Source organism: Pseudomonas sp. FSL R10-2964, from assembly GCF_009600035.1.
GTDB lineage: Bacteria > Pseudomonadota > Gammaproteobacteria > Pseudomonadales > Pseudomonadaceae > Aquipseudomonas > Aquipseudomonas bubulae.
In genome coordinates this window covers 56371-74102 of the sequence record NZ_WIWH01000019.1, presented here as the reverse complement: position 1 = coordinate 74102, position 17732 = coordinate 56371, and the positions used below count along the sequence as shown (strand labels likewise).

Annotated in this window: 15 protein-coding genes; 8 read left to right on the top strand and 7 right to left on the bottom strand. The window is 58.2% G+C overall.

Annotated elements, in window-relative coordinates:
• Nucleotides 1-172: 172 nt before the first annotated feature.
• A complete protein-coding gene (locus tag GHN92_RS12765) occupies nucleotides 173-868 on the bottom strand; it encodes a pirin family protein (RefSeq protein WP_133145177.1) in 696 nt (231 codons plus the stop codon).
• Between the two features lie 257 nt (nucleotides 869-1125).
• On the opposite strand from GHN92_RS12765, the gene GHN92_RS12760 reads away from it, so the two are divergent.
• Nucleotides 1126-3597, top strand: coding sequence for a UvrD-helicase domain-containing protein (locus GHN92_RS12760; protein ID WP_178102627.1), 2472 nt, complete (start codon nucleotides 1126-1128; stop codon nucleotides 3595-3597).
• Between the two features lie 68 nt (nucleotides 3598-3665).
• Entirely contained in the window at nucleotides 3666-5441 is a 1776-nt protein-coding gene (ggt, locus tag GHN92_RS12755) for a gamma-glutamyltransferase (protein ID WP_256666464.1), read from the top strand.
• Between the two features lie 135 nt (nucleotides 5442-5576).
• On the opposite strand, the gene GHN92_RS12750 is transcribed toward ggt, so the two are convergent.
• Nucleotides 5577-5855, bottom strand: coding sequence for a DUF1652 domain-containing protein (locus GHN92_RS12750; RefSeq protein WP_095023367.1), 279 nt, complete (start codon nucleotides 5853-5855; stop codon nucleotides 5577-5579).
• Nucleotides 5856-6096: 241 nt separating this feature from the next.
• On the opposite strand from GHN92_RS12750, the gene GHN92_RS12745 reads away from it, so the two are divergent.
• The 4 genes from GHN92_RS12745 to GHN92_RS12730 are packed head-to-tail and all read left to right on the top strand — an operon-like array spanning nucleotide 6097 to nucleotide 9877.
• Complete coding sequence (locus GHN92_RS12745; RefSeq protein ID WP_095020072.1) at nucleotides 6097-6915, top strand: AraC family transcriptional regulator; 819 nt, start codon at nucleotides 6097-6099, stop codon at nucleotides 6913-6915.
• A 48-nt stretch (nucleotides 6916-6963) separates the two neighbouring features.
• On the top strand, nucleotides 6964-8370 hold the full coding sequence (locus GHN92_RS12740) for an FAD-binding oxidoreductase (RefSeq protein ID WP_095032122.1): 1407 nt from the start codon (nucleotides 6964-6966) through the stop codon (nucleotides 8368-8370).
• A gap of 31 nt (nucleotides 8371-8401) precedes the next feature.
• Entirely contained in the window at nucleotides 8402-8743 is a 342-nt protein-coding gene (locus tag GHN92_RS12735) for a cupin domain-containing protein (RefSeq protein WP_133144652.1), read from the top strand.
• Between the two features lie 54 nt (nucleotides 8744-8797).
• Nucleotides 8798-9877 (top strand): polyamine ABC transporter substrate-binding protein, encoded by a 1080-nt coding sequence (locus GHN92_RS12730; RefSeq protein WP_095000146.1) that lies wholly within the window; start codon nucleotides 8798-8800, stop codon nucleotides 9875-9877.
• On the opposite strand, the gene GHN92_RS12725 is transcribed toward GHN92_RS12730, so the two are convergent.
• From GHN92_RS12725 to GHN92_RS12705, 5 genes are all read right to left on the bottom strand, one after another.
• Nucleotides 9878-10852, bottom strand: a complete 975-nt coding sequence (locus tag GHN92_RS12725; RefSeq protein ID WP_153380312.1) for a D-glycerate dehydrogenase — start codon at nucleotides 10850-10852, stop codon at nucleotides 9878-9880.
• Between the two features lie 20 nt (nucleotides 10853-10872).
• Nucleotides 10873-12168 (bottom strand): MFS transporter, encoded by a 1296-nt coding sequence (locus GHN92_RS12720; protein WP_095018532.1) that lies wholly within the window; start codon nucleotides 12166-12168, stop codon nucleotides 10873-10875.
• Between the two features lie 48 nt (nucleotides 12169-12216).
• Nucleotides 12217-13188, bottom strand: coding sequence for a sugar kinase (locus GHN92_RS12715; RefSeq protein WP_095000148.1), 972 nt, complete (start codon nucleotides 13186-13188; stop codon nucleotides 12217-12219).
• Nucleotides 13181-13963: a sugar phosphate isomerase/epimerase gene (locus tag GHN92_RS12710; RefSeq protein ID WP_095000149.1), complete on the bottom strand. Its 783-nt coding sequence runs from the start codon at nucleotides 13961-13963 to the stop codon at nucleotides 13181-13183. Before GHN92_RS12710 ends, GHN92_RS12715 begins: the two co-directional genes overlap by 8 nt.
• Nucleotides 13964-14046: 83 nt before the next feature.
• Nucleotides 14047-15075 carry a LacI family DNA-binding transcriptional regulator gene (locus GHN92_RS12705; RefSeq protein WP_095020074.1) on the bottom strand — a complete coding sequence of 343 codons (1029 nt, stop codon included), beginning with the start codon at nucleotides 15073-15075 and terminating at the stop codon, nucleotides 14047-14049.
• A 659-nt stretch (nucleotides 15076-15734) separates the two neighbouring features.
• Here GHN92_RS12705 and GHN92_RS12700 point away from each other — a divergent pair.
• A complete protein-coding gene (locus GHN92_RS12700; protein WP_153380310.1) occupies nucleotides 15735-17177 on the top strand; it encodes a serralysin family metalloprotease in 1443 nt (480 codons plus the stop codon).
• A 57-nt stretch (nucleotides 17178-17234) separates the two neighbouring features.
• A complete protein-coding gene (locus GHN92_RS12695; protein WP_095018535.1) occupies nucleotides 17235-17624 on the top strand; it encodes an AprI/Inh family metalloprotease inhibitor in 390 nt (129 codons plus the stop codon).
• The last annotated feature ends 108 nt before the right edge of the window (nucleotides 17625-17732 follow it).

The following is a 17732-nucleotide window of genomic DNA, read 5'->3' as shown; positions in this document are numbered from 1 at the left end:
TTGGAATGAAAGCGAAACGTCGTACGAAACGGCTGATGTTAAAGGCCCAAAGCCTGCCACGATCCTGTCGCCGCGGCCGGCAACGAAGGCTGCGTTCCTCGGCAGCGGCGACAGGAGATTACGCAGCGCACTCTTGCTTCTAACAGGCTGGTCGACCGCCGCAACAGGCGAATCAGGCCACATCCACCAGCACAATCTCGCTGTCTTCAATCGCGGTGACCCGTAGCAGGGTCTCATCGACAACGGCCACACCATCCCGTGCGCTGGCCCGAAGACCATTAACCTCGATCACCCCGGTGGCAGGCACCAGGTAGGCTCGCCGGCCGCTGTCCAGACGGTACTCGGTGGTTTCCCCGGCCTTAAGGTTCGCCGCTACCAGTCGCGCATCGGCACGAATGCGCAGGCTTTCAGGGTCACCCTCCTTGCCGCTGGCCAGGGTCACAAAACCCTCACGGCCGCCCTTGGGAAAAGGCTTGGCACCCCACGCCGGAGCATCACCCTGCTGGTTGGGTACGATCCAGATCTGGAAGATCCGGGTCGGTGTGGACTCCAGGTTGTATTCGCTATGCGCAATCCCGGTACCGGCGCTCATCACCTGTACATCACCGGCTTCGGTACGACCCTTGTTGCCCAGATTGTCTTCGTGGCTGATAGCACCTTCGCGGACATAAGTGATGATTTCCATGTCGCGGTGCGGGTGTTTCGGGAAGCCGGTGCCGGGGGCGATCACGTCGTCATTCCAGACCCGCAGGTTGCCCCAGTTCATCCGCTGCGGGTCGTAGTATTCGGCAAACGAAAAGTGATGATGGGCGTCCAGCCAGCCGTGGTTTGCTCCGCCCAGCGTATTGAAAGGTCTGAGTTCAAGCATGATGCTTCTCCTGAGAAGGGTGCCAAGGGTTGACCGGTTGGCGATGAGGTGATTCTCCATCAGCAACATATCGATAAAAAGCTGAAAAAATGCGTTAAACCAATCGGTTTACTAGATGCATTAGCAAGCCAGTCAATCGCTATTTACCTTTAGTACAGGCTCTAAACGGCTGATGCCCAAGCAATTAGCTAGAAATCGGCGCGCAATGGGGTGACCATAGCCCCTCCACCCGGACAGCCTCACACCCTGGAGTCAGCGTGCCGCAACACAATCCCGAACTGCCTGAAGACCTTGCCCCCATTACCCAATTGCCCTTGCTCAAGCGCCTTGCCGCGCGTGTGTTTGGCAGTGGCTTGAGCCGTTTGCGCGCGCAACATGCGCCGTCCTGGCTGCAGGGCCAGGCAGACGGGTTCCGCAGCGGGCACAGTGCCGGGGTGGATTACGGTTTCAAGGAGGGGCATGCCGAAGGGCTCGAAGAGGGTCGCCAGGTGCTGTTTATCAGCGATATGCGCCCGCAGGAGCTGCGTGCTCCCGGGATCGACGAGAATCTGTTCGATGACTGGCGCCTGCCGCTGGGCCCGGAACTGAAAAAGCTGATCAAGGCCGACGTGGCTGCCAACCTGCCCGAGCATGCCCAGCCCAGTGCCGCACAGTGGAAGATGATCTTCAGTGATACCCCGTCGACCTCGGTGGTTGCAGGCGCCGGAGCCGGCAAGTCGACCTCGCTGGTGTTGCGCATTCTGCTACTGACCCATTACCTGGGCTTTGAACTCGATTCGATGACCGTGGTGACCTTTACCCGGGAGTCGCGCAAGGACTTTATCAAGAAGCTGCAGGAAATCTTCGCCTTGTGGGGGCGCAATCTGTCGCTCAAGGAAGCCCGGGATGTGGTGCGTACCTTTCACTCGCGGATTTTGCCCATGGTGCGCAGCTTGCCCGGCTATAGCCAGTTACAGGCCTTCGAGACCCTGAATAGCCGCAGCCTGCTCAACGACGACGAGATCGACAGCAACCCGTTTGACCTGCGGATCAACGATGCCCAGCGTCAGCAACTGAATGCCTGTTATCACGGGCTATATAACCGCGATGAGCGCTTCCGTCAGACCCTGGCACCACTGCGACTGCATGCCTTGCAGCTCAAGGAGCTGGAGCGCGACCATCCTGATGTGCAAAAACGCATGGCGGTGACCGAACTGGCCGCCAGGCGCGACGAAGAACTCTGCGACACCCTGGAAGACCTCTGGTTTGCCGCCGGCGCCTGGCCGATCAAAGGCATTGAGCCCAACCGCGAAACCATCGAGATCAATGGCGCGCAGTTCCATTGCCACGGCTATATTGCCGAGCTGGATGCCTGGGTGGTACTGGGCTTCGATCCCCGTGAAAACCCGCAGATCTGCCGCCCCGGGGCCAAGCTCAGCGTGCGCGCCGAGTGGGCAGTCAAGCGCACCCTGTTTCAAGCTTTTTGCAGCAAGCCATTGATATGGCTGGAAAACTACGAGTCTGCAAAGCGTGTTGTCAGTGCCCTCGCCGGGGATGCCAGCGCAGGCCCCGGCTTTGATTACAAGCTCAAAGGTGAGTTGGGCTCGGCGCCTTTGCTCGACAGTTTTGTCGCCGCCGCCAGTTTTATTGAAAACCTGGGGCTGGACGTGGCCGCCGCAGTGGGCGATATGCGCTTTGCCAAGGATGATCCAGACCGTTTCTTTTTTGAGGCCTTGAGCCTGTTCTGGCGGGCGCTGGAAGACCACCTGCTGGCACAGACCCCGCCGGTGATGACCTATAACCGCATGTTCTCCCTGTTTGGCGAGAACACCCCGCAGAACTTCAAGCTGCTCAGCCATGAGCAACTGCGGCCGTTGTCGCATTTGATGATTGATGAGTTTCAGGATGTCTCACCACAGATCGTGTCCTGGCTACGCGCCAGCTTGCGCGAGATCCGCAGCCGTGGCCCGGCCATGCATGTAGGCCGTGGAGCCCAGCGTTCATCGTTGTTGTGTGTGGGCGATGACTGGCAATCGATCTACGGCTGGCGGGGCAGTTCGCCCAAATACTTCATGGAGTTCAACAAGGAATTTCCGTCACCTGCCACCACCCGGGTGATGCTCAGTGACAACTTTCGCAGCCATCAACACATCATCGATGCCGCCGAACATATCGTGCGTGCCGCGCCGTCCATTGCCGGCAAGCGGGCCAAGGCCAGCGGTGAGCCCAAGGTGGCAGTCCCGGTCAATGTGCTGCATCGCGATGACCAGGGGTTGGCCGCGCAGTTGATCGAGCATTACAACGCCGGGGACAGTATCTTGATGTTGTTTCGAAAAAGCAGCGATAAGTTTCTGATAGAAAAGGATATTCAATCAGTAGTTAATGTTGATTCGAGGTTGGCGCCGGAAGATCGCAGGCTCAAGCAGCTGACCTATCACAGCTCCAAGGGCTTGCAGGCGGATGCTGTTTTCCTGCTGGGGGATTGTCAGCATCTGACAACCTCACCTTATAAGAACCAGGTTTACCGCATGGCCGGTCTGGGTAAGGAGGGTGACCCCGAGCCGTATGACAATGCCCAGAAAGATGAAATCCTGCGTCTGGCCTATGTCGGTATTACCCGGGCAGTGAAGCATTGTTACTGGTATGTGGAAAACCAGGATGCCCAGGGTCCGAATATCCCCAGGGCCTCGGACCGTGTGTCCCAGGGCAAGGCGTTCTTTCAGGACTTGCGACTCACTGACAATAATTGAAGGAATACCTTTTGATTGATCTTCTGCTTGCCAAAAACAACAGTCTGCGCGTATTCGCCTTGTCAGCCCTGGCCCTGTGGACGGCCGGATGCAGTACCGGGGAGCCCGAGCTGCACAAGCCCTCCGAGTTGCCGCCTGCGCCCGAAATAGCCTCGGGTTTGCGTACCGATATGGCCCCGGTACACGCCACCCGGCATATGGCTGCTGCAGCCAACCCGCTGGCCACTGAGGCGGGGCAGAAAATACTGCGCAAGGGCGGCTCGGCAATCGATGCAGCAATCGCCATGCAAGCCGTACTTGCACTGGTTGAACCCCAGTCCAGTGGCCTCGGCGGCGGTGCGTTTATTCTGTACTGGGACGGCAAGCGGGTGCAGGCCTATGATGGCCGCGAAACTGCTCCGGCAGGTGCCACCCCGGGGATGTTCATGGGGGCAGAAGGTCAACCGATGCCTTTCTCCGAGGCCCAGATAGGCGGACGTTCAGTCGGCGTGCCCGGGGTGCTCAGGGCGCTGGAAATGGCCCATCAGCAGCATGGCAAACTGCCCTGGAGTGATCTGTTCCTACCGGCAATCAAACTGGCCAGCGAAGGTTTTCCTGTTTCCCAGCGCTTGCATACGCAAATCGCCGCCGACAGGTTTATCGCCGGCTCGGCGGAAATGGCCCGGTATTTCCTTACACCTCAAGGGCAAGCGTTGCCGGTTGGCACCTTGCTGAAAAACCCGGAACTTGCACGCACCTTGCAAAAAATTGCCAGCCGTGGCGCCGATGGGTTTTACCAGGGGGCCGTCGCGCAGGCGATGGTCGACAACGTTCGATCCCACCCTCGTGCCGGGACCCTGTCCCTGGCGGATATCAGTGGTTACCAGGCCAGGGAGCGCACACCGGTGTGTGCGGACTACAAGCAGTGGCAAGTCTGCGGTATGCCACCACCGTCTTCGGGCGGTGTCGCGGTGTTGCAGACCCTGGGGATTCTTGAGGCCCTGCAAGATAAATCCCCGGCCCTCGATCTCGCCAGCATGCCCCCCGTACCGAGCAGCTCCGGTGCAGGTCTTGAGCCTTCGCCTTCAGCGGTACACCTGATCGCAGAAGCCGAGCGCCTGGCTTACGCTGACAGGGCACAGTACCTGGCGGACAGCGACTTCGTACCAGTCAATGTGAAAGGGCTGACGGATAAAGCCTATTTCAGGACGCGGGCCGCTCTGATCGGTGACAAGAGCATGGGCCGTGCCGAGGCCGGTGTTCCGGCAGGCATTAACCTTGCCCTGGCTCCTGATCGCTCGCCACTGCGCATTTCGACCTCCCACATATCCGCTGTCGATGACCAGGGCGGGGCGATCGCCATGACCACTTCGGTTGAGGCTGCGTTTGGTTCACACGTAATGACCCAGGGTTTTATCCTTAACAATCAGCTCACCGACTTCTCGTTTATTCCCGAAGAAAACGGCAAGCCGGTGGCCAACCGCATCGAGCCGGGCAAGCGCCCGCGCTCTTCAATGGCCCCGACCCTGGTGTTCGAACGCAAAAGTGGCGAATTGGTCGCAACTATTGGTTCACCGGGTGGCTCGCAAATCATCGAGTACGTCAACAAGTCGGTAGTTGGCCTGCTGGACTGGAAGCTGAACCCCCAGGACGCAATCAGCCTGCCCAACTTTGGCAGCCGCAATGTGGACACTGAGCTTGAGGCTGGCCGGTTCAGCCCGGCGCTGGTGCAACAGTTGCAAGACCGCGGGCACAAGGTGGCGCTGATCGAAATGACCAGTGGCACGCAGATTATTGTGCGCGCCCGGGACGGTTGGACTGGCGGTGCCGATCCGCGTCGTGAAGGCACTGCCTTGGGGGATTGATGTCTGCAGCATCGCTTCGCTCCTCAGCTGCAGGAAAACTGTAACTGTGGGAGCGAGCCTGCTCGCGAAGGTCGTTCGCGAGCAGGCTCGCTCCCACAATAGGGCTTGACCTGTAGCAGAGTATCTACAGCAAACTCAGGCCTGCGCCTGCCACGTCATGGGCGGCACAAAACTCTCGAGTTCGTCTTCTACGCATTGAATGAGGCGCCCCACTTGACCGGGGGTCATCACCGCCGAGCAGGGGATACCGGCGACGGTAATCACGGTTTCACCACTGGCACGGTCAAACAAACGGGCGACCATGCTGCCTGGTGCGTCCATGGTTGCCTCGAAGCCCATCGGGTGGAAGTGCCAGCGCATCAGTTGGCAGGCATTGGGGAAGGTGACTTTGTTGATGTTGTCCATGGGGTACATAGAGCAATTCCTTTAGCTCAAGATAAGGGGCGGTTGTTTCTGACCGCATAGGTTTTCAAGTATTTCGTGATCAAACCTAACACTCGGGAGAGTTGCTGCTAAGCCTTATTTTTCCCGCAACCCGGTTGTTTGCCCGTACTTTGATGTGAATCATGCACTTAGGTTATTTATCCGCAGCCAGTACCCATTGAAGCCCATGGGCAAACTCGGCACTCTGTGTTTTTTTACCTTCGAGCCCCCCATGCCAGCTCCAGACGACGGTCCCGAAAATACCCGCGCCACCGGCGAAACCGTGCTGCGTTACCACCTGTGCTGGAAGCATCGGGATCTGGACGGGGTAATGGCGTTGTATCACCCCGATGTGACCTACAACGACTTCTTCCAGAATCGGGTCATGGTGTTCAATGAACTGCGCGAGTATGTGCAGTCGTCCATGCCCAGAGAACCGGATGAAGCCCTTGAGCACAGTGATCGCATCCGTCTGGATGGCAATACCGCCTTTATTCAGTACCGCATGACCTTGCGCGGCAGCCAGGGGTTGGTGTCATTTCGTGCCAGTGAAGCCATTACCGTGCGCGATGGTTTGATCTGGCGCGTCAACGAGTACGCCTCGCTGGTTCATGAGTCAGCCGTCAATCCGGCACGGCAGGGCTCAACACGCCCCGCGGTCAGCCGCCTGGGGCTTTCGGCGCGGCAGCTGGGCTTTATGGCCCGTGACCTGCAAACCTACTTCGAACGACAGCAACCCTGGCTTGACCCCGAGCTGGACTTGCAACAAGTGGCCAAAGCCTGTGGCTATACACGCAATCAGCTGTCGTATCTGTTCAATCAGGTGCTGGGGCAAAGCTTTTACCGCTATCTCAATCACGCACGATTACGCCATGTACTGGCTGCGATGGATGCCGCCGAGACGTCGGTCAAGGTTGATGAAATGGCCTTTGCAGCAGGCTTCAACTCGATTTCGGCGTTTTACAGCTGTTTTCGCCAGCACACCGGGCAATCGCCCAAAGCCTATGCCAAACAAATTTCTTTGCGGGCACGCACGCAAGACGCGCCCTGATGCCTGCGACTAGGATCGAGCCATTCCTGGATCGGTGTGGAGTCGGCAATGCCAGCATGGTGCTCAATCAGTTTGTGGATGGACCAGCTTGGGGAGGAACTCGCACCCCGACCGTCCCTTGAGCACGATCTGGATGTCGATGTCGCTATCATCGGCGCCGGATATACCGGGCTGTGGACCGCGTACTACCTCAAGCGCCATGCGCCTGAACTGAGCATTGCCATTGTTGAAGCGCAAACGGCCGGTTTTGGTGCATCAGGGCGCAATGGCGGCTGGCTGATGGGCAACCTGCTGGGCGAAGACCGCTTGCTTGCAGGCCTGTCTGTGGAGCAGCGCCGGGAATCCTTCGACTTGTTGCACGGTATTCCTGATGAAGTGAAGAATGTTATCGATCGTGAGGGTATCGACTGCGATTACCGTAAAGGGGGCGCCTTGTATTGCGCGGCGCGCTACCCGGAGCAGGAGGCCAGCTTGCGCAGTTATCTGGCCAGCCTGTATGCCGAAGGCCTGAACGAATCCGACTACCGCTGGCTCACCCCGGCCGAACTGGCGCAACAGATCCGCATCAACCGGCCTTATGGCGGGATTTTCACACCGCATATCGCCACCCTTCACCCGGCCAAACTGGTGCGTGGTTTGGCCCGCGCCGTTGAGCGCATGGGTGTACAGATCTACGAACAAAGCCCGGTATCCGAGTGGCAGGCAGGGTTCCTTCGCACGGCCAGGGCGCAGGTGCGCAGCCGCTGGGTGGTGCCTGCCGTGGAAGGTTATGCCAACACCCTGGCGCCTTTGGGCCGCTATCAACTGCCGGTACAGAGTCTGATCGTGGCAACAGAGCCATTGCCTCAAGCCACGTGGGACGAGATTGGCCTGTGCAAGGGCCAGGCCTTCAGTGAGAGCAGCCGTCAGGTCACTTACGGCCAGCGCACGGCCGACAACCGCCTGGTATTTGGTGCCCGGGGCGGATATCAGTTTGGCGGGCGCCTGCGTGAGAACTTTGACCTCAGCCGCGATGAAATCGAACTGCGTCGCTATTTGTTCAGCGAACTGTTCCCGCAACTGAAAAACGTTGAAATCAGCCATGCATGGGGTGGCAACCTGGGGATGTCGCGACGTTTTCAGCCGCACATGCTGTGTGATCGGCAGCAGGGCATTGCCCTGGCCGGCGGCTACGGTGGCGAGGGCGTGGGGGCCAGCCATCTGGGCGGGCGCACCCTGGCCGACCTGATCCTGCAGCGCGACACCCTCGAAGTCCGCCAGCCCTGGGTCTTGACCGAAGGCGGGTTGGGTGCGCTGAAGAGCTGGGAGCCAGAGCCGTGCCGCTGGCTGGGTTACAACGCAATCATTCGCAGCTTTGTGTACGAAGACAAAACCCTGGCCAACCCCAACAGCCCGCCTTGGCGTCGGCAATTTGCCCGCCGCCTGGCCGGGGTGATGGAAGGCTTTATGAAGTAATCCGACATTTGCGTTCAACAGGAAGCACGCCATGAGCATTACCCAGTTCAAAAACACCGCCCAGGTGACGTTGCAGGAGTCTTTCCCCGTGGCCGCGCCCCTCGGTACACCGGTGGCGGTGACCTCGCTGACCTGCGTGGAGCGTAACGACGGCGTCGAAACCGGTATCTGGGAATGCACCCCGGGCCGATGGCGCCGGCAGATCATGGAGCAGGAGTTCTGCCACTTCATTCAAGGCCGCTGCACCTTTACTCCGGACAACGGTGAAACCCTGACCATAGAAGCGGGCGATGCACTGATGTTGCCTGCCAACAGCACCGGTATCTGGGATATCCAGGAAACCGTGCGCAAGACCTATGTATTGATCCTTTGATCGCCGAAACCTGCCTATAAAAACAGCTGCCCAAAACATGCAAGGAATCGAATCATGATCCGTATAAGCCTGTTGCCCCTGATGCTGGCCACTACCTTGTGTCAGGCCGGTGAAACCGTAAAAGTCTATAACTGGTCGGATTACATTGCCCCTGACACGATGAAGAACTTTCAGCGCGATACCGGCATTGCTTTCAGCTATGACCTGTTTGACAGCAACGAAACGCTAGACGGCAAGTTGATGACGGGCTCATCCGGTTATGACGTGGTGTTTCCGTCCAACCACTTTATGGCGCGGCAGATCCAGGGCAAGGCGCTGAAGAAGCTCGACAAGAGCCAGTTGCCAAACTGGAAGAATCTCAACCCGGTGCTGCTCAAGGCACTGCAGGTCAACGATCCGGGCAACGAACATGGTTTTCCTTACCTGTGGGGCAGCACCGGCATTGGCTATAACATCGCCAAAGTAAAAGCCGTGCTGGGGGATGACGCGCCGGTGGATTCCTGGGATCTGATCTTCAAGCCCGAGAATATGGAGAAACTCAAATCCTGCGGCGTGGCGATTCTGGATAATGGCCCGGAGATCTTGCCAGCGGCACTCAACTACCTGGGGTTGCCTCATCACAGCAAAAACCCGGCTGACTACAAGAAAGCTGAAGAGATGCTGCTCAAGGTCCGACCTTATATCAGCTACTTTCACTCATCGAAGTACACCAGCGACCTGGCCAACGGCAATATTTGCGTGGCCGTAGGCTTCTCTGGCGATATCTTGCAGGCCGAAACCCGCGCTAAAGAGGCCGGAAATGGCGTCGAAATCGGTTATTCGATTCCCAGGGAAGGTGCCGCCATCTGGTTTGACATGGTTGCCATGCCCGCCGATGCACCTGACGAAAAAGCTGCTTACAGCTTTATGAACTACCTGCTGCGCCCGGATGTAATGGCCGGGATCACCAACTACGTGCACTACGCCAATGGCAACGAGCAGGCCGATGCCTTGGTCAGCCCTGAAATCAAGGCTGACACCAAGGTCTATCCAACCCCCGCCATGATGGACAAGCTGTTTGCCCTGGAGGCCATGCCGCTGAATATTGACCGGGTACGCACGCGTGTCTGGACCAATATCAAAAGCGGCAAGTAACTAGCGCAATGCTTGCGGGTTGACCAGATTGGCCGGGCGTTCACCGGCCAATGCCGCCAGCAGGTTTTCGACCGCGCAACGGGCCATGGCCTCGCGGGTTTCGAAGGTGGCCGAACCGATATGTGGCGTGGCCACCACGTTATCCAGCTTCAGCAAGGGCGAGGTCAGTTCCAGCGGTTCGCGCTCGAACACATCCAGCCCGGCAGCGCGGATCTGACCTTGTTGCAGGGCGTTGATCAGCGCCGCTTCGTCCACCACTTTGCCTCGGGAGATATTGATAAAAATGCTCTCGCGGCGCATCAGGGCAAATTGCTCGGCGCCGATCAAACCCTCGGTTTGTGCGGTCAGGGGCAAGGTCAGGCAGATAAAGTCGGCTTCTTGCAGCAGCTCGTCGAGGCTGCGGTACTGCGCATTGAAACGCGTCTCTACCGCGGGTTTGGGCGAGTTGCTGTGGTAAATCACCGGCATGCCGAAGCCAAAATGGCCGCGCTGGGCCAGGGCTTCGCCGATGCGGCCCATGCCGATAATACCCAGGGTCTTGCCGTGAACGTCGGTGCCGAAATGCTCTGGGCCGACGTTTTTCTGCCATTCGCCGTTGCGCACCATGTTGGCCAGTTCAACCACCCGCCGGGCGCTGGCCAGGACCAGGGCAAAGCCGGTGTCTGCAGTGGTTTCGGTGAGCACGTCAGGCGTGTTGGTGAGCTGGATCTTGCGCTCGGTCATGTAGTCGATGTCGTAGTTGTCGACACCCACCGACACACTGGCCACTGCTTCAAGGTTCGGTGCCAGGTCCAGCAGTTGCGCATCCAGCTTCAGGCTTGCGCCCAGAATGCCTTGCGCCCGGGGCAGGGCGGCACGCAGTTGGTCCATGCCTGCGGCGTCAAGCTTCTTGATCAGCGTGACATCGGCCTGGGCTTGCAGGCGCTGCATCAGTTCCGGGGACAGTTCTTTGTAGAGCACTACATTCTTTTTCAAGGGATTCACCGACATTGAATTCAAGAGTGGGCCAGACGTTGCGAGGTGCTGTGTTGCGGCGCAGCAGGGTCTTTGGCAGCGGGTTTGAGCATGAGGGTCAGCAGTACCGAAATCATCAGCGCGCCACTCATCAACAGAAACGATGCGCCCGTCGAGCCGGTGGAGCTGTTCAGGTAACCCACCAGGTACGAACCGGCAAACGAACCCAGTGCGCCCATGCTGTTGATCAGCGCCATGGCACCACCGGCCACGTTGGAGGGCAGGATTTCCGGAATGATGGCGAAAAACGGACCATAAGGGGCGTACATGCAGCCCCCGGCAATGACCAGGAGTGCGTAGGACCACCAAAAGTGTTCAGCGCCCAGCATGTAGGAAGCGTAGAACGCCACAGACGCGATCAGCAGCGGTGGCCAGACGAAGCGTTTGCGCTTTTGCATTTTGTCCGAGCCCCAGGACACCACCAGCATCGCAATCACGGCTGCCAAATAGGGCAGGGCCGAGAGCCAGCCAGCTTCGATCATGTCCATCTGCGCGCCTTGCTTGAGAATCGAAGGCAGCCACAGGACAAAGCCGTAGACGCCGATGCTCCAGCAGAAAAACTGCAAGGCCAGCAGGATAACGGCGGGCGTACGGAACGCTGCAGCGTAGTTTTTCACCGGCTTGAGGCCCACTTGCTCGGCATCCAGTGCGCTTTGCAGGTCTTGTTTCTCCTGATTGCTCAGCCATTTGGCTTCGCTTGGACGGTCATCGGCCAGGCGCCACCAGATAAAGGCCCAAAGCACTGCAGGCAGACCTTCGACGATAAACATCCAGCGCCAGCTGTAATGCTGCACCAGATAACCCGATACCACTGACATCCACAACATGGTCACCGGGTTGCCCAGGATCAGGAAGGTGTTGGCCCGCGAGCGTTCGGCACGGGTGAACCAGTGGCACAGGTACACCAGCATGGCCGGCATTACGGCGGCTTCAACCACTCCGAGGGTAAAACGGATAACAATCAGCCAGTAGGCGTTGGACACCACGCCGGTCAATGTGGCCAGGCTGCCCCAGAGGATCAGGCTGACAAAAATCAGCTTTTTCACACTGTTTCTCTGGGCGTAGATCGCCCCGGGTACCTGGAAGAAGAAATAGCCAAGAAAGAACAGCGCGCCCAGCAACGACGACAGCCCGGGGGTGATGTTCAGGTCTTCGGCCATTCCTGAGGCAGCTGCGAAACCGTAGTTGGCACGGTCAAGGTACGCCAGGCTGTAGGTGATAAACACGATCGGCATGATGTACCACCAACGACGGGCGGCGAGTTTTAGGGATTGCATAGAGGGTGCTCCTGAGCTTGTTTTTGTTTTTTCGCAGCAGGTGACAGGTCAAGCAGATAGCGGTGTTTCAAGAGGCGCGTGCAGCGCGTTGTAGTGGTTCAGTTCGTCGCGGGTGGGCAGGCCTTCCATATCGCCGCGGCTCTGTACGGCGCGACTGCCAATCCAGTTGCCGCGCTGTACGGCCTCGGCAAAACCGAGATTTTCCAGCAAGGCACTGACTACCCCGACGGCAAAGCCATCACCGGCACCCACGGTGTCGATAACGTTGGCCACCGGCACAGCCGGGACAAACTGCTCAACCTGGGCGGTGCGATAAAACGCGCCTTTGGCCCCCAGTTTGATAATCACGGCTTCAGCACCCTGATCGAGATAGAAGGCGGCGATATCGGACGGGTCTTCAAAACCTGTCAGTAGCCGGCCCTCACTCAAGCCCGGCAGTACCCAGTCGGCGTGGGCAGCAAGCGCATTGATGTCGCGAATCATCTGTTGTTCGCTGGCCCACAACGATGGGCGCAGATTCGGATCGAACGACACGCTGTTACCTGCTGCGCGCATCGACTTCATCAGCTCAAAGGACAGTTCATTGCAGCTGGCCGACAGCGCAGGCGGTATGCCGGTGGCGTGCAGGTGGCGGGCGCCGAGCAACTGCGGGTTGAGCACGGAGCGGTCCATATGGCTGGCGGCCGAGCCCCGGCGGAAGTACTCCACCTGTGGGTCGCTGCCGTCGTCAACGCGGGATTTGAACTGAAAGCCCGTGGGATGTTGCGTATCAGTGGTCACGTACTGGCAGTTCAGCCCTTCGGCTTGCAGTGCATGGCGTACAAAGCGCCCTAGGGAGTCCGCGCCCACTCGGCTCAACCAGGCGACATTGAAGCCCAGTCGCGCAAGGCCAATGGCCACGTTGCTGTCCGCCCCGGCGATGCGTTTGTGGAACCGTTCGACCAGGGCCAGATCGCCAGTTTCTTCAGCCACCAGCATGGCCATGGTTTCGCCAAACGACAGCACATCGACCTTAGACATGGCTCAACTCCTGTTGTTTTTGGCTCAAGCGCGCCAGTACGGCGACGTGTTCCTGGGTCAAGCCGTCCAGATCCGAGCCCTGCAGCGGATATTCGATGGCCCGGGTCAGACCGTGGGGCATATGGGTCATCAGGTGCTGCCAGTGCTGCAGGTCGGTGTCGGTTGGCGGTGTGGCGACCAGTTTGCCGTCCGGGCGACGGCTCACGCCTTTGCAGTGCAGATAGGTGACGTAGCGGCCCAGCAGGCGGGCTGCGGTACTGGCTGACTGATCCTGCCAGTGCCAGTTGCCGATATCGAAGGTCATGCTGATTGGCGCTTGCTGTTGTTCAACCTGATCGAAAAAACGCTGCATGGGCTCAATGCGCCCGCCGTAGGAGGTCTGGTCGTTTTCTACCAGCAGTCGTACAGGTTGCTGGTTGAGCAGGGCAGCGAGGTTTTGCAGGTCACAGTGTTCGGTGAAATAGCCCAGTGACACTTTCAGCCATTGGGCGCCGAAAGCGTGGGCGCGCTGCAAGGTGGCCAGCAGTTGGGTATTGGGCCGCGACTGCCCGGCTTCCCACAGTTCCAGTGGCGATGAGAACACGCATTCAAGCCCGTTATCCTGCACGGCCTGGCTGAATGTGGTCGGATCTTCTGTGGTCAGCAGTTCTTCGCGCAGTTCGATGCGTGACACACCGGCGTTGGCCAACACTTCAATAAAGCTGGCCTGGCCGCGCTGGCGAACCAGATCGGCACCGTAGCTCGACAAACTGATGGAAACGGGAAATGTAGTCATTGTCATTATTCTCTGAAACCGGTTTCATTTTGTTGTGCATCAAACGGCCGGTAACCGGGTCAAGGTTGTCAGCCGGTAAAGTGTCAGGCAGTCATGGGTGATCGGGTTGAGCCGCGAACAATCAATTGAGGGGCAAAATCCAGTGCCAGGGGTGCAGATTTGTCACCGCCCAGGCGTTTAAGCAGGCAGTCAAAAGCGCTGGCACCGATCTGTTGCGTAGGCTGGGCCAGGGCAGTGATGCCGTTACCCACCAGCGGGAACCATTCCAGGTCATCCAGGGCAATCAGGCCCACGTCTTCAAACAAGCGGCAATTCAAGTCGCGCAGCACCTGGGTACAAGCCAGCGCAGCCAGGCCGTTGGCACAAAATATGGACTTGGGGCCGTGGCCGGGTGCTTGCATGAAGGACTGGATGGCAGCACGAAGGCCTGTACCGGTTTTTACTACGGCGCCGTGCAGGGCAGGGCGCGCGGCCAACTGGCGGGTAAAACTGTCGATGCGCTCGATTCGCGAACTGGTGCCATCGACCGGCTCACTGACCATCAGCACATCGCGATAGCCCTGCTGCTCAAGATGCTCCACAGCCATGCGCACCGCGTCAGCGTTATCGAGGCCGACCAGATCGGTATGCAGTTGCTCGACTTTGCGGTCGATCAGCACGATGGGCATTTCCTGATGCAGTTCTTGCAGTGCGTCAGGGTCATGGCCAAGGGTGTTAAGGATCAATCCTTCGATATTGTAGGAGCGTAGCGCTGCCAGATGCTGACGCTCTTGCTCGTCATTACGGTCGGTATTGCACACCACCAGGTTGTAGCCGTGCAGGCGGCAGGCGGTTTCGACGCCGTGCATGACGGCAATGGAGTAGGGGTTGCGGATATCGGCCACCAGCATGCCGATCAGCCGTGTGCGTCCGCGTTTCAGGCCACGGGCCATTTGATTTGGGCGATAGCCCAGGTCATTGATGGCGCGCTCGATCCGTTCGGCGATGGCTACGGAGAGCAAGGCGCGGTCTTCGCCGATAAAGCGTGACACGCTGGCCTTGGAGACGCCGGCGCGCTGGGCAACATCGAGCATGGTTACGCGGGAGCGTTGAGCTGCGGAAAAACTGTTCACGGCCTGAAACCTTTTATTGGTGTTATCGCAGGCGATTTCGCGGGTGGGCGCTGAAACCGGTTTCATGGAAACCCAAATACCCTGATGACGTCAAGTGACAATGGTTTTAAGGGATACCCGGACCTGTAGCCGCAGAGGAGCGAAGCGAGGCTGCGATCGGCTGCGCAGCAGTCGTAGAACCAGGCCGCTCGACCTCTCATGCATACCAAAATTGCCGGTTTTACGAGCGCTTAGCGCCTCAGCGGCTACAGCGATCAGGCAACTTGCTAGTTGCGACGCAAACTTGTCAGTTAGCGACGTTGCACATATAAAAATCGAGAAGTTGCCGTGGCGAGAAAGTTATATGACGAGTGTTATATCAATCTGCTTTCGGCCCAGGTTAGAGACGAACGGGAAGCCGTTTAATTTAACTTTTTATAATTAGACCATGCAGTCAGTTAGTGGCCGATAACGGATAAAAAAATACTGCCGGTCAAGTATTCAATGTTTCCGGGAACTTGCGCCGTTTGCGCAAATAAGCCGTAAAAAAGTACTGGACTAAATATTTCAGATTGTGTCAGTTTTGCTCCGCCATAAACGGCGAGTGATAGGACGATCTCGCCAAGGGGTCGTCGTGGTCTGTCAATAAACTTTCTACTGCTAAACAAGGAAATGTTTACATGTCGAAACTTAAAGAGAAAGCGGCACTGTCCGTTGGCCAGGTACAAGCGGCAAGCGCCAGCAGTTCTGCCTTCACTCAGATTGATAACTTTAGCCATTTCTATGATCGTGGTGATCATCTGGTCAATGGCAAACCTTCGCTCACTACCGACCAGGCCGCCGATCAGCTCACGCGCTCCGGCGCCAGTTGGCACGACCTCAACGGCGATGGTGTGATCAACCTTACCTACACGTTCCTCACGGCACCGCCGGTGGGTTACGCGACCCGTGGCCTGGGCACTTTCAGCCAGTTCTCCTCGCTGCAGAAAGAGCAGGCCAAGCTGTCGCTGGAATCCTGGGCCGATGTGGCCAAGGTGACCTTCACTGAAGGCGCTGCAGTCCGTGGCGGTGATGGCCACATGACCTTTGCCAATTTCAGTGCAAGTAACGGCGGTGCGGCGTTTGCCTATCTACCCAGCAGTTCGCGCAAGGGTGAGTCGTGGTACTTGATCAACAAGGACTATGAGGTCAACAAGACCCCGGGTGAAGGCAACTATGGTCGCCAGACCCTGACCCATGAAATCGGCCATACACTGGGCCTGTCGCACCCGGGTGACTACAACGCCGGCAATGGCAACCCGACCTACCGGGATGCGGTGTATGGCGAAGACACCCGTGCCTACAGCGTTATGAGCTACTGGAGTGAAAGCAACACCGGCCAGCATTTCACCAACAGCGGCGAAGGTGCTTACGCCTCTGCGCCATTGCTGGATGATATTGCGGCGGTGCAGAAACTCTATGGCGCCAACCTCGAAACCCGCGCTGGCGATACGGTCTATGGTTTCAACTCCACCGCCGATCGTGATTTCTACAGCGCGACGTCTGCCAGTTCCAAGCTGATTTTCTCGGTGTGGGACGGTGGCGGCAACGACACCCTGGACTTCTCCGGCTTTAGCCAGAACCAGAAGATCAACCTGACTGCAGGCTCGTTCTCCGATGTTGGCGGCATGACCGGTAACGTGTCGATTGCCCAAGGCGTCACCGTGGAAAACGCCATTGGCGGTTCGGGCAACGATCTGCTGATCGGCAACAGCGCTGACAATGTGCTCAAGGGCGGCGCCGGCAACGACATTATCTATGGCGGCGGCGGTGCTGATACCTTGTGGGGCGGTACGGGTTCAGATGTGTTTGTGTTTGGCGCGGTGTCTGACTCTGCGCCGGGTGCAGCCGATATCATCATGGACTTCCAGTCCGGTATCGACAAAATTGATGTATCGGCCATCACCAAGCTGGCCGGGCTTAACTTTGTCGAGGCCTTTACCGGCCGTGCCGGTGAAGCGATTGTCAGCTATGACATGGCCAGCAACCTGGGCCACTTTGCGGTCGATTTCAGCGGTCATGCCGTTGCCGACTTCCTGGTGAACACTGTGGGCCAAGTGGCAACTTACGACATCGTTGTCTAAGCCTGCCGGTACACGGGCAGCGCGCCAGCGCTGCCCTCTGCCAGGAAGCCTGAAATCATGAGTCATTTGGCATACCGTTTATTCAGGGCAGTGGGGTGTATCGCCGCACTGCTGACTTTTACCACAGAGAGCGCCATGGCCAATTCCTTGCTGTTGATGAGCCCCGCACAACTGGCGGGCAGTTGGACGTTTTACCTGCAGGGCGATGCAAAAGAGGCCTGCAAGGTGCAGTTGATTGCCGAACATAAAACCTTCAGTGCGCAAGTGAAGTGTTTGAAAACATGGTTGGGCGAAGTGCCAAAAAGTTGGTCGCCAACACCGGACGGTCTGTTTCTGATGGGCGAGGATGGAACAGCTCTGGTGCATATGAACCGGATTGAGCCCGGTCACTATGAAGCGAAGATCAAACCCGAAACAGTGTTGGTGATGGTGCGTGGCAATCATTAAGTTGTACTGAAATTGTAACTTCAATCGCGCGAGGCTGGGCGCCCCCTGTGAGGAGCGGCGCAAGTGCGCCTGTCAGTTTTATTTATGTGCGAAAGCCGTACTTATCGA